This is a genomic window from Actinoplanes awajinensis subsp. mycoplanecinus, assembly GCF_001509495.1.
Taxonomy (GTDB): Bacteria; Actinomycetota; Actinomycetes; order Mycobacteriales; family Micromonosporaceae; genus Actinoplanes; species Actinoplanes palleronii.
Window position 1 is genome coordinate 70,905 of record NZ_LLZH01000085.1, and the last position, 11,791, is coordinate 82,695.

Sequence of the window (11,791 nt, forward strand, 5' to 3'; positions counted from 1 at the left end):
CACTCCGGGATTACAGCGGGCCGCGGCCGGAGCGGAGCAGGAGCAGGGCGACCTGGGTGCCGTCCGGGCCGAGGGCCGCGCGGAAACGGTCGACGATCTCGCGTTCACGGGCCAGGACCAGGCGGGTTCCGCCGGAGGCCATCCGGGTCTTGCCGACGGCCTGGGAGAGCCGGGAGCGTTCCAGCCAGAGGTCGATGAGGGCCTGGTCGATCTCGTCGATCCGCTCGCGCATGCCGAGGATCTCGTTGGCGGCTAGGGGCTTGCCCGCGCCGGTGGTCTGGTCCATCCCGGCGTCGGAGGGGTCAGGGTTGGTGGACGGGTCCATCACGTCGGCGGTCACGTCGTGCTCCTCGGGTGCTGGGGCCCGGACAACCCAGCCCGGGAAGACGACAAGCCCCGGGCTGTGAGAAGCCCGGGGCTTGAAGTAGGTCGGTGGATCAGTGGCGACCTACGGCTGCCGGACTTCCGGGGCCGTAGTAAAAAAATCGCGCACGCTGGATCACGAGCCGAGTATGCCCCGCTCGCGGACCGAGCCGCAAGGAAACCGCCCGAACGTTGGGATGCGAGGCGGGGCAGGAGTCCGGGCTTTCCCTCGTACGAGAAAAGAGAAAGCCCGGACGGTCAGGGGGCCGTGGTGATCCGGTTGGCCGGACCCGGTGCGACGGTGCCGGCGCCGAGGAGAGCGGTCAGCGCGTCGACGTCGAAGCCCGGAGCGGTGACCCGGCCGGTGCCCTGCGCGAGGACGCTGAAACCGTCGCCGCCGTTGGCCAGGAAGTCGTTCGTGGTGACCAGGTAGCTGGTGGCGGGGTCGATGGCGACGCCGTTCAGCGAGAGGTTGCTGATCTTGGAGCCGAGCGCGGCCGAGGCGGTCCAGGTGTAGGTCAGGCCGGCCGAGACCTGCAGGATCTTCGTCGAGGTCTGGCCGTTGAAGCCGGCGAACTGCTGCTCCAGCACGCTCTTGAGCTGCGCGCCGGTCAGCGTCTGTGTGACCACCAGGTTGTTGAACGGCTGGACGGTGAACGCCTCGCCGTAGGTGACCTGGCCGTAGGCCTCGCCGCCGGAGGACTGGTCGGCGTCCAGGTCGGCGCGGATGCCGCCCGGGTTCATCAGGGCGAGCTGCGCTCCGGCGCCCGCGGTGTACTTGAGCTGGGCGTCCGCGATCACGTCGCCGAGCGGGCTCTCGCCGGCGGCGTTGTTGGTGCGCACGATGTCGCCGCTGATGCTGCCGACGATCTTGTTGGCGATCGGGGCGACAGCGGTGCGGTACTTGTCGGCCACCTTCTTCGCGGCCGGGTCGACGGTGTCCGGGTTCTTCAGGTAGACACCGGCCGCGTCCTTCTTCCAGCCGCCGTTGCCGTCCGCGACGCCGTTCTCCACGATCACGTTCTTCGCGGTGATCTCGGTGAACCGGCCGGAGCGCTTGTCCACCGAGTAGTCGATGTCGGTGATCAACTGGCCGTTGGTCCCGGCACTCGTCACCACGGTGTCCTGACCGGTTTTGTTCGGCAGCTTGCAGGAGTAGAACCGGTGCGTGTGACCGGAAACGACCAGGCCGATCTCCGGGTTCAGGCCGGCCACGATCGGCACGATCGGACCGGTGAAGCCGGTGCAGTCGGAGACACCCGGTGTGGGCGTGGCCGTGCCCTGCGCGCCGCCCTCGTGCAGCAGCAGCACCTGGGCCTTGACCCCGAACACCTTGAGGATCTTGCTCCACCGGTTGGCGGTCTCCACCTCGTCGGTGAAGTGCACGTTCTTGATGCCGGCCGGGTTGACGATGCCGGCCGTGCCCTCCAGGGTCATGCCGATGAAGCCGACCGGGACGCCCTTGACGTACTTGATGTCGACCGGCGGCAGGATCGGCAGCCCGGTCTTGTTGTTGATCGTGTTGGCGGCGAGGTAGCTGAACTTCGCCCCGCCGAAGCCGTCGCCGTCCTGGCAGCCGTCGACCGGGTGGCACCCGCCGCGCTGGATCCGGATCAGCTCGTCGACACCCTCGTCGAACTCGTGGTTGCCCACCGAGCTGACCTGCAGGCCGACCGTGTTCATCAGCTCGATCGTGGGCTCGTCGTGGAACGCGGCACTGACCAGCGGGGTCGCGCCGATCAGGTCACCGGCGCCGACCGTGGTGGTGGACCGGCCCTCGGCCGCCGCCTCGGCGCGCAGCTTCTTCAGGTAGGTCGCGAGGTATTCCACCCCGCCGGCCGGGGTGCTCGTGCCGCTCGCGTTGACCACCGCGCCGCTGCCGGTCGGTGGGTCGATCGCGCCGTGGAAGTCGTTGTAGCTGAGGAACTGGCCCTTGACCACCGAGGCGCCCTGCGGCGCGCCGTAGGACGCGCTCACCGGGGTGAACTCGGCGGGCGGCGCGGCGGCCGCGGACTGGGCTGCGGGTACGGCGGAGAACACGCCGGCGACGGCCAGCGTGACGGCCGGCACCGCGAGGCGCCGCCGTAGCGGAGAAGTCATTATGGTCAATCCCCCCGGTCTTGAGTGGATGTTCAGGCAACCTGATCAGCCTGGTGGATCGCCCGCGTCGGCGCCACCACTTCGAGGTGACAAGTCGATTGCCGGACGCCGATGGACGGGCCGGTCGGGTGCGTTTTCCTGTCGGGGGGTCGGCATACACTGGCTCCCGCGATGCGACCTTCCTTTGAACCTTCCGACGACGCCCTGTTCGCGCTGCCCGCCGAGGCTCCGCCGGACCCGCCGGCACCGGCCGGTCCGCCGGCCCGGGCGACTCCTCCGGTGGCGCCGCCCGCCCCACCGGTGGCCCGCGCGGCGCCGCGGGTGCACCGGCGTGCCGACCCCGCCGAGCTGCTCGAGGGGCTGAACGGCCCGCAGCGCGACGCCGTGACACACGCCGGCTCGCCGCTGCTGATCGTGGCCGGCGCCGGCTCGGGCAAGACCCGGGTGCTCACCCACCGGATCGCCTACCTGCTGGCCGAGCGGAACGTGCATCCCGGCGAGATCATCGCGATCACGTTCACCAACAAGGCGGCCGGCGAGATGAAGGAGCGGGTCGCCGACCTGGTCGGCCCGCGCGCCCGGCTGATGTGGGTGTCGACGTTCCACTCGGCCTGCGTCCGGATCCTGCGCGCCGAGCACGAGCACGCCGGGCTGAAGAGCACCTTCTCGATCTACGACGCGGACGACTCGCGCCGGCTGATGCAGATGGTCGCCCGCGAGCTCGACCTCGACCCGAAGCGCTACACGGCTCGCGGCCTGGCCGCCCAGGTGTCGAACCTGAAGAACGAGCTGACCGACCCGGAGGAGTTCAAGGCCGCCGCCAAGGGCCCGAACGAACGGGCCGTCGCCGAGGCGTACGAGCTTTATCAGCGCCGCCTGCGCGAGGCGCACGCGCTGGACTTCGACGACATCATCATGTCGGTGGTGCACCTGTTCCAGTCGCACCCGATGATCGCTGAGGCATACCGGCGACGGTTCCGGCACGTGATGGTCGACGAGTACCAGGACACCAACCACGCCCAGTACACGTTGATCCGCGAGCTGGTCGGCGTGCCCGGTGGCGAGGTCGAGCCGTCCGAGCTGTGCGTGGTCGGTGACGCCGACCAGTCGATCTACGCGTTCCGCGGCGCCACGATCCGCAACATCCTGGAGTTCGAGCGCGACTACCCGGACGCCCGGACCATCCTGCTGGAGCAGAACTACCGCTCCACCCAGACCATCCTCTCCGCGGCCAACGCGGTGATCGACCGGAACACCTCCCGCAAGCCGAAAAGGCTCTGGAGCGACCAGGGCGCCGGTGAGCAGATCGTCGGGTATGTCGCCGACACCGAGCACGCCGAGGCCGACTGGGTGGCCCGGGAGATCGACCGGCTCTCCGACCGGCACCAGGTCCGGGCCGGCGACGTGGCCGTCTTCTACCGCACCAACGCGCAGTCCCGGGTGTTCGAGGAGGTGTTCATCCGGGTCGGCCTGCCCTACAAGGTGGTCGGCGGGGTGCGCTTCTACGAGCGCAAGGAGGTCCGCGACGCGCTGGCCTACCTCCGCGCGATCGTGAACGAGGACGACACGGTCAGCACCCGCCGGGTGCTGAACACCCCGAAACGCGGGATCGGTGACCGCGCCGAGGCCTGTGTCGAGGCCCTGTCGAACCGGGACCGGATCTCGTTCGGCCAGGCGTTGCGGCACGCCAAGGGCGCGCCCGGCATCTCCACCCGGGCGGTCAACAGCATCACCGACTTCGTCCAGCTCCTCGACGACCTGCGGGAGCTGGCCCTGACCGCCCCGCCGGAGGAGGTGCTGGAGGCGCTGCTGCAGCGTTCCGGCCTGCTCAGCGAGCTGGAGGAGAGCCTCGACCCGCAGGACCAGGGCCGGGTGGAAAACCTCCAGGAGCTGGTCAGCGTCGCCCGGGAGTACACCGAACGGGTGGAGTCGCTGGCCGCCGCGCCCAGCGAGCCGGACGAGGATTTTGATCCGGAGGCGCCGGTGGCGAGCCTGGCCGGGTTCCTGGAGCAGGTGGCGCTGGTCGCGGACGCCGACCAGATCCCCAGCGACGACCCCGATCACCAGGGCGTGGTCACGCTGATGACCCTGCACACCGCGAAGGGCCTGGAGTTCCCGGTGGTGTTCCTGACCGGGCTGGAGGACGGCGTGTTCCCGCACATGCGGGCGCTCGGCGACAACTCCGAGCTGGAGGAGGAGCGCCGGCTGGCGTATGTCGGGATCACCCGAGCCCGGGAGCGGCTCTACCTCTCCCGGGCGGTGACCCGCTCGGCGTGGGGCCAGCCGCAATACAATCCGCCGTCCCGGTTCACCGACGAGCTGCCGCCCGAGCTGGTGCGCTGGGAGCGGACCGGCGCGTCGTACACGTCGTGGTCCGGCACCGGTGGCGGGGTCGGCGGCCGCGGTGGTGGCGACCGGCAGCGCGGCGGCGGGTTCGCCGGTGGCACCCCTAAGGCGCAGAAGATCGCCGAGCGCCTCGGGATCGACGCCAGCAAGCTGGCGACCGCCAGCGACCTCAAGTCCACGCCGAAGGTCGAGGCCGGCGATCGGGTCAACCACCAGAGGTACGGTCTGGGCCGGGTCGTCGTGGTCGAGGGGCAGGGGCCGAGCGCCCGCGCCCAGATCGACTTCGGTGACCAGGTGATGTGGCTGATCCTGCGGCACGCCCCGATCGAAAAGATCTAGAGGGCGCCGCAGCCCGGGATGTCCACCCCGTGCTCGTGCATCCACGCGGTCGGCTCGACCGGGTTCTTGTAGTGCCCCTGGTGCACCTCGAAGTGCAGGTGGGGGCCGGTCGAGTGCCCGGTCGAGCCCTCGTCGCCGATCTGCTGCCCGGCGCTGACCACCTCGCCGACGGTGACCGCGATCCGCGACATGTGGCCGTAGTGGGTGAGCCAGCCGTTGCCGTGGTCGATCAGCACCGCGTTGCCGTACCCCTGTGCCTCACCGGCCCGGACCACCACGCCCGCGCCGGCGGCCACGATCGGGGTGCCGTTCGGGGCGGCCAGGTCGACACCGGCGTGCAGGCGTCCCCAGCGCTGGCCGAAGCAGGAGGTGACCCGGGCCGACGGCAGCGGGTGCACCCAGTCGCCGGCGGCGGCCGGCATCGCGGCGGTCCGGGCCGCGATCGGCTTCTTGCGGAGCTTCACCGGGTCTGCCGAGGCCGGGCCGGCGCCGGCGCCGGCGCCGTCGTCGGTGCCGTACTGCCGGGGGTGTGCCTTGGCGGGCGCGTCGTCACCGAGCGGCGGGACGATCGGCCAGGTGGCGGCGGCGTGCGCGGCGGTGTGCCCGCGACTGGAGGCGTGGTCGGCGGGTGTGGCCGCGGCGGCGGCGCCGGCCATCCCGATGCCGGTGGCCAGGGTGGCGGTCAGCGCGGTGAGGGAGAGGGCGGAGCGGCTGCGGCTGGCGAAGAGAGCCGGGAAGAGCGGGGCGCGGTGCCGGTGGAGGCGTTCCTGACGGTGCCGGCCGTTGTCACGCGCTGCGGACGACGGTCCGTTGATCTCCGCTGCCCAAGTCTGCCCCACGCGAGATGCTCCTCCCGACGACCGTGATCTGTGCTGTCACGGTTCTGTCGGCCCCGATGCGGGGAGCGCTGAGGGAGATGCGGCCGGTTCAACCGACCCGCAACCGGAGGGGTTGCGATCAGGAAGCGGCGGCTGCGGCCAGGCTCGCGTACGGCGACTCCATCTGGAGCTGGATGTCGACCTGGTGACCGCGGAGGAAGGTGATCGGGTCGACCGGCTTGCCGTCGACGTGCACTTCCAGGTGCAGGTGCGTTCCGTACGAGTACCCGGTGTTCCCGACCTCGCCGACGACCTGCCCGGCCTTCACCACGTCGCCCTTTTTCACCAGCAGCCGCCGGGAGTGCGCGTAGATCATCTCGGTGCCGTCGTCCTGCTGGATCGTGATCGAGTAGCCGTAGCCGCCGTTGTAGCCGGCCGCGGTGACCGTGCCGGCGTGCACCGCCTTGTAGGGCGTGCCGTCCGGGGCGGCCAAGTCGATGCCGGCGTGCAGCTTGCCGAACCGGACCCCGAACGCGGAGGTGAACTCGTAGTCGTCGAGCGGCAGGAGGTAGACCTCGGAGGCCGCTTCCTCCTGGTTGAGCTTGGTGCCGGCCTTGGTGGTGCTGTCCCGGGCCTCGCCGCGGGAGGCGCGGGTCGCGTCGTCCGAGCGGCTCTGCAGCGCGTCCGTGGCGACCTGGGAGGACTTGTCCAGGCTCGACAGGACGTCCGGGTTGACCGTCTTGTGGTCCGGGAGGTTCGACGCGGCGCCGAGGGCGACCACGCCGGCGCCGACGAAGGCGGAGGTGACGACGGCGGCGTAGCGGCTGCGCGGAGGTGTCGGTACGCGACGTCGACCGCGATAGCGATCGGGCTCAGACGACAAGCGCTGGCGCACGAAGGATCCTCCGTCAGTGGCATTGCGGCGGCAGACGCGAAAGCCCGCCGTAAGCGAGTTAACGAGTGCTGTCCGGGCGGTCGCTGGGGGGTGAACCTGTGCGACAGCCGTGGCCACGGTAACGAAACGGCAGCCCGCTCACAAGTCGCAGCGCCAATTTCATGACAGTTACACGCCGGTATTGATCAGCTATTGTCCGAATTGGCTACCTTTTTGCTCGTGGTAAATAGCAACGTTGCGTAATTGCTTTAGGAACGGAAAGTGATGTGACCGGGGTAACCATTCCCTGGCCGTGTCCTGGTGCGGGGTGCTACCCGGCCCCGGCCGCGGCAGGTTACCGTTCGTTCAGGTGGCCTGGACGTCGAGGTCCTGGAGCTCTAGAGGGGTCAGCATGCAAGCACGGATCAGGGTCGTGGTGGCGAAGCCCGGGCTGGACGGGCACGACCGGGGCGCCAAGGTGGTGGCCAGGGCGCTGCGCGACGCCGGCATGGAGGTCGTCTACACCGGGCTGCACCAGACGCCCGAGCAGATCGTCGAGACGGCGATTCAGGAAGACGCCGACGCCGTGGGCCTGTCGGTTCTCTCCGGCGCGCACATGACGCTGTTCCGCCGGGTGCTGCAACTGCTGGCCGAACGCGAGGCGACCGACATCGTGGTATTCGGTGGCGGCATCATTCCGGAGGGCGACATCGCGGAATTGGAATCACTCGGCGTAGCCAAGGTATTTACGCCGGGTGCTACTACCGGGTCCATCATCGAATGGGTTCGCGCGAATGTAGTCACCCAAGTGGCGTGAGCAGTTCGCATAGGGAGAGGCCGGACGCACCCCTCACACGTCCGGCCTCTCTATGCGCGATGCCCCGCCGCCACCCCTCGACCGACAGGGCATCGGCCGCTCTCATCCGCGGGCCCGGGTGAGCAGGCCGCTGACATCACACTCAACGACGCCCTTCTCCGGTGGGTTACGTGCGCTCGCGTGACTTTTTCCGCCCAGTTCTCCGCGGGCCCTCCGGAAGATCGGCACGGGGTCGCCCAGGTCGCTCCGGGCACTGTTGTCCCTACCGTCCCGGAGCTGCGATTTCGTCCCTCCAGTGTGCGGTCTTGCACACCGTGTACCCGCGCGGGCACGGAGCCCGATTCGGTCGCTAGTCTGCGGATGAAGGCCATTCGGCGGGATGCTTCTCTACGACGACCTGTCAGATGGCCGAACGATCCTCACGCTGGCGGCGCCGCTGCGACGCGCCGCGCACACAACAGGTCGGGACGCAACGGTGCGGCTTGCCGGCGCTTGGCGTCGCGAGCGAAAGGAGACACGTGGACCTGTTCGAGTATCAGGGGCGCGACCTGTTCGAACGGCACGGGCTGCCCGTGCTGGGCGGCGGCGTTGCCGAGACCCCGCAGGAAGCCCGGGCTATCGCCGAGCGGCTGGGCGGCAAGGTTGTCGTCAAGGCGCAGGTAAAGGTCGGCGGCCGCGGCAAGGCCGGCGGCGTCAAGCTGGCGGACGGCGCCGACGAGGCCGAGGCCCGGGCGACCGACATCCTGGGCATGGACATCAAGGGCCACACGGTCCACAAGGTGATGCTGGCCGAGACGGCCGACATCAAGGAGGAGTACTACTTCTCCTACCTGCTGGACCGGGCCAACCGCACGTTCCTCTGCATCGCCAGCGTCGCCGGCGGTATGGAGATCGAGACGGTCGCCGAGACCGACCCGGACCGGGTCGCCAAGGTCGCCATCGACGCCAGCAAGGGCGTGGACGAGGCCAAGGCGCGGGAGATCGTCACCCTCGCCAAGTTCCCGGCCGACGTCGCCGACCAGGTCGTCGACATCGCGGTGAAGCTGTGGCAGGCGTTCGTCGCCGAGGACGCCCTGCTGGTCGAGGTCAACCCGCTGGCCAAGGTCGGCGACGGCCGGGTGCTGGCGCTGGACGCCAAGGTCACGCTGGACGAGAACGCCGGCTTCCGGCACCCCGACCACGAGGCGCTCGAGGACAAGTCCGCGGTCGACCCGATCGAGCAGGCGGCCAAGGCCAAGAACCTCAACTACGTCAAGCTCGACGGCGAGGTCGGCATCATCGGCAACGGCGCGGGCCTGGTCATGTCGACCCTCGACGTGGTCGCGTACGCCGGTGAGCGGCACGGCAACGTCAAGCCGGCCAACTTCCTCGACATCGGCGGCGGCGCGAGCGCCCAGGTGATGGCGAACGGCCTCGAGATCGTCCTCGGCGACCCGTCCGTGAAGTCGGTCTTCGTGAACGTCTTCGGCGGCATCACCGCCTGTGACGCGGTGGCCAACGGCATCATCCAGGCCCTCGAGCTGCTCGCCGAGCGCGGCGAGACGGTCACCAAGCCGCTCGTCGTACGTCTCGACGGCAACAACGCCGAGGCCGGCCGCGCCATCCTCGACGGCGCCAACAACCCGCTCGTCACGCGGGTCGACACGATGGACGGAGCGGCCGAGAAGGCCGCCGAGCTCGCGGCTGCGGGGAAGTGAACTAATGGCTATCTGGCTCACCAAGGACTCCAAGGTCATCGTCCAGGGCATCACCGGTGGTGAGGGCTCCAAGCACACCAAGCGGATGCTCGCCGCGGGCACCCAGGTGGTCGGCGGCGTGAACCCGCGCAAGGCCGGCACCAAGGTGGACTTCGACGGCACCGAGCTTCCGGTGTTCGCCACGGTCGCCGAGGCGATCAAGGAGACGGGCGCCGACGTGTCGGTCGTCTTCGTGCCGCCGGCGTTCACCAAGGCCGCCGTGCTCGAGGCGATCGACGCCGAGATCCCGCTGGCCATCGTGATCACCGAGGGCGTGCCGGTGCAGGACTCGGCGGCGTTCTGGTCGTACAACGTGTCCAAGGGTGAGAAGACCCGGATCATCGGCCCGAACTGCCCGGGCATCGCGTCACCGGGCGCCTCGAACGCCGGCATCATCCCGGCCGACATCACCCCGCAGGGCCGGATCGGCCTGGTCAGCAAGAGCGGCACGCTGACCTACCAGCTCATGTACGAGCTGCGCGAGTTCGGCTTCTCGACCGCGGTGGGCATCGGTGGCGACCCGATCATCGGCACCACCCACATCGACGCGCTGCGGGCCTTCCAGGAGGACCCGGACACCGACGCGATCGTGATGATCGGTGAGATCGGTGGCGACGCCGAGGAGCGGGCCGCCGAGTTCATCAAGGAGCACGTCACCAAGCCGGTGATCGGTTACATCGCCGGCTTCACCGCACCGCCCGGCAAGACCATGGGTCACGCCGGCGCGATCATCTCCGGTTCGGCCGGCACCGCCGACGCGAAGAAGTCGGCGCTCGAGGCGGCCGGCGTCAAGGTCGGCAAGACGCCGAGCGAGACCGCTCAGCTCATGCGCGAGGTCATGAGCAGCTGACCGGAAATCTGTACGAGATGGTGCGCCGCTCTTTCTGCCTCGCAGTAAAGAGCGGCGCGCCGCTGTTTCTGCATCGCCGTGAGCGCCACGGCGTGACAAGGTAGTCGCGATGCCCAGCACAACCGACCGTCCCGGCGGCTCGGAGGACCCGTTCGCGGTCGCCGAGGCGCTGAAGTCTGTCGTGCGAGACACCGAGGCGCTCGACGTCTCCGCGGAGCGCGCGGCAACCGACGCCGCCGAGGCGGCGGAGAACCGGGACACCATCGTCGTCGACGAGGCGATGCTGGCCCGGCACGAGACGGTCCGGGTGCCCACCCAGCGCCGGCCGTCCGAGCGGCGGGGCGCGCCTCTGCCGGTGGCGGTGCTCTTCGCGACGCTCTGGGCGGCGCTGCTGACGTATCTTCCGGTCGCCGCGGTGCTCGGGCTGGCCCGCACGCTGGAGGGCGCCGGTGGACTGGCCGGGGCGATGCACGCCGGTGCGGCCGCCTGGCTGCTCGGCCACGGTGTGCCGATCGGCACCTCGATCGGGTCGCTCGGGCTGGCGCCGCTGCTGCTCACTGTGCTGGTGCTGGGCCGGCTGAACCGGGCCGGGCTGCACGTGACCAGGGCGATCGGGGCCCGGCGCTCCGGTTCGATCCGCTCGGCGGCGCTGGTGACGGTGAGCGTCGGATTGTCGTATGCCATGGTCGGCGCCGTGACCGCGCACCTGGTCGACGGCCGCGGCACCCACGTCTCCACCACCCGCGCCGCGCTGCATTTCCTGGTCCTCGGTCTGTTCGGCGCCCTGATCGGCGCGCTGCGCGGCAGCGACGCGGTCACCACGCTGGCCCGGCGGGTGCCGCCCGCGCTGCGACACGGTGTCCGGACCGGCACGGTCGCGGCGTTCCTGATGGTCGGCGCGGGCGCCGCGGTCGGCGGGCTGTCGATCGCGCTCGGCGGCGGTGACGCCGCGAAGATCATCTCGGCCTATCACACCGGGGTGGCCGGCCAGGCCGGGATCACCCTGATCAGCGTGGCCTACGCGGCGAACGCCGCGATCTGGGCCGCCGCCTACCTGCTCGGGCCGGGCTTCGCGCTGGGCACCGGCTCGGCGATCCGGCTGACCGAGGTGTCGGTCGGTGACCTGCCCACCGTGCCGCTGCTGGCCGGCCTGCCGAACGGTCCGATGGGCTCGGCCGGTGGCCTGCTCCTGCTGCTCCCGGTGATCGCCGGCGGGGTGGCCGGCTGGGGCCTCACCCAGCGGCTGCGGTACGGCCGCGCACACGCCTGGCGGCCGGGCGAGGGCTCGGGAGCGGACGCGCCGGAGCCGGCCTGGTCGCTGCTGTTCGGCGCGAGCCTGCTGGCCGGGCCGGTGACCGGGCTGGTGATGGCCGCGCTCGCCTGGTGCTCCGGCGGACCGGTCGGCGGTGGCCGGCTGGCGGAGATCGGGCCGGCCGCGGTGCAGGTGGGCGTGGTCGCCGCGATCGTCGCCGCGGTCTCGGTGCTCGGTGGCGCGGCCGCCGCGCGGGCCTTCAACGCGCCCCGCCGGGCCGGCGCACGCAAGTAACC

The 11,791-nt window shown here is 70.5% G+C and carries 9 protein-coding genes; 5 read left to right on the plus strand and 4 right to left on the minus strand.

Translation table 11 applies throughout. The annotated features are described in order from the left end of the window. Positions 1-10: 10 nt before the first annotated feature. Together ADL15_RS12210 and ADL15_RS12215 are read right to left on the minus strand one after the other, a co-directional pair. A complete protein-coding gene (locus ADL15_RS12210) occupies positions 11-325 on the minus strand; it encodes a chorismate mutase (protein ID WP_067689076.1) in 315 nt (104 codons plus the stop codon). Positions 326-621: 296 nt separating this feature from the next. After that, positions 622-2,463, minus strand: coding sequence for a bifunctional metallophosphatase/5'-nucleotidase (locus ADL15_RS12215; RefSeq protein ID WP_067688579.1), 1,842 nt, complete (start codon positions 2,461-2,463; stop codon positions 622-624). A 171-nt stretch (positions 2,464-2,634) separates the two neighbouring features. Between ADL15_RS12215 and pcrA the strand changes: the two genes are divergently transcribed. Beyond that, positions 2,635-5,148 carry a DNA helicase PcrA gene (gene pcrA, locus ADL15_RS12220; RefSeq protein ID WP_157441333.1) on the plus strand — a complete coding sequence of 838 codons (2,514 nt, stop codon included), beginning with the start codon at positions 2,635-2,637 and terminating at the stop codon, positions 5,146-5,148. Here the strand turns inward: pcrA and ADL15_RS12225 are convergent. Beyond that, positions 5,145-5,987 (minus strand): M23 family metallopeptidase, encoded by an 843-nt coding sequence (locus ADL15_RS12225; RefSeq protein WP_232344042.1) that lies wholly within the window; start codon positions 5,985-5,987, stop codon positions 5,145-5,147. The two genes, pcrA and ADL15_RS12225, sit on opposite strands and share 4 nt — an antisense overlap. A 118-nt stretch (positions 5,988-6,105) precedes the next feature. Further along, positions 6,106-6,861, minus strand: a complete 756-nt coding sequence (locus ADL15_RS12230) for a M23 family metallopeptidase (RefSeq protein ID WP_067688585.1) — start codon at positions 6,859-6,861, stop codon at positions 6,106-6,108. A gap of 391 nt (positions 6,862-7,252) precedes the next feature. On the opposite strand from ADL15_RS12230, the gene ADL15_RS12235 reads away from it, so the two are divergent. The 4 genes from ADL15_RS12235 to ADL15_RS12250 all read left to right on the plus strand — a co-directional run bounded on the left by ADL15_RS12235 (position 7,253) and on the right by ADL15_RS12250 (position 11,789). Next, the gene (locus ADL15_RS12235) at positions 7,253-7,657 is read left to right on the plus strand and encodes a cobalamin B12-binding domain-containing protein (RefSeq protein WP_067688588.1); all 405 of its coding nucleotides are present in this window, start codon (positions 7,253-7,255) and stop codon (positions 7,655-7,657) included. 518 nt (positions 7,658-8,175) lie between these two features. Next, positions 8,176-9,354, plus strand: a complete 1,179-nt coding sequence (gene sucC, locus ADL15_RS12240; RefSeq protein ID WP_067688591.1) for an ADP-forming succinate--CoA ligase subunit beta — start codon at positions 8,176-8,178, stop codon at positions 9,352-9,354. A gap of 4 nt (positions 9,355-9,358) precedes the next feature. Continuing rightward, positions 9,359-10,243, plus strand: a complete 885-nt coding sequence (sucD, locus tag ADL15_RS12245) for a succinate--CoA ligase subunit alpha (protein WP_067688594.1) — start codon at positions 9,359-9,361, stop codon at positions 10,241-10,243. Positions 10,244-10,352: 109 nt separating this feature from the next. Further along, entirely contained in the window at positions 10,353-11,789 is a 1,437-nt protein-coding gene (locus ADL15_RS12250) for a cell division protein PerM (protein ID WP_067688597.1), read from the plus strand. Positions 11,790-11,791: the final 2 nt, after the last annotated feature.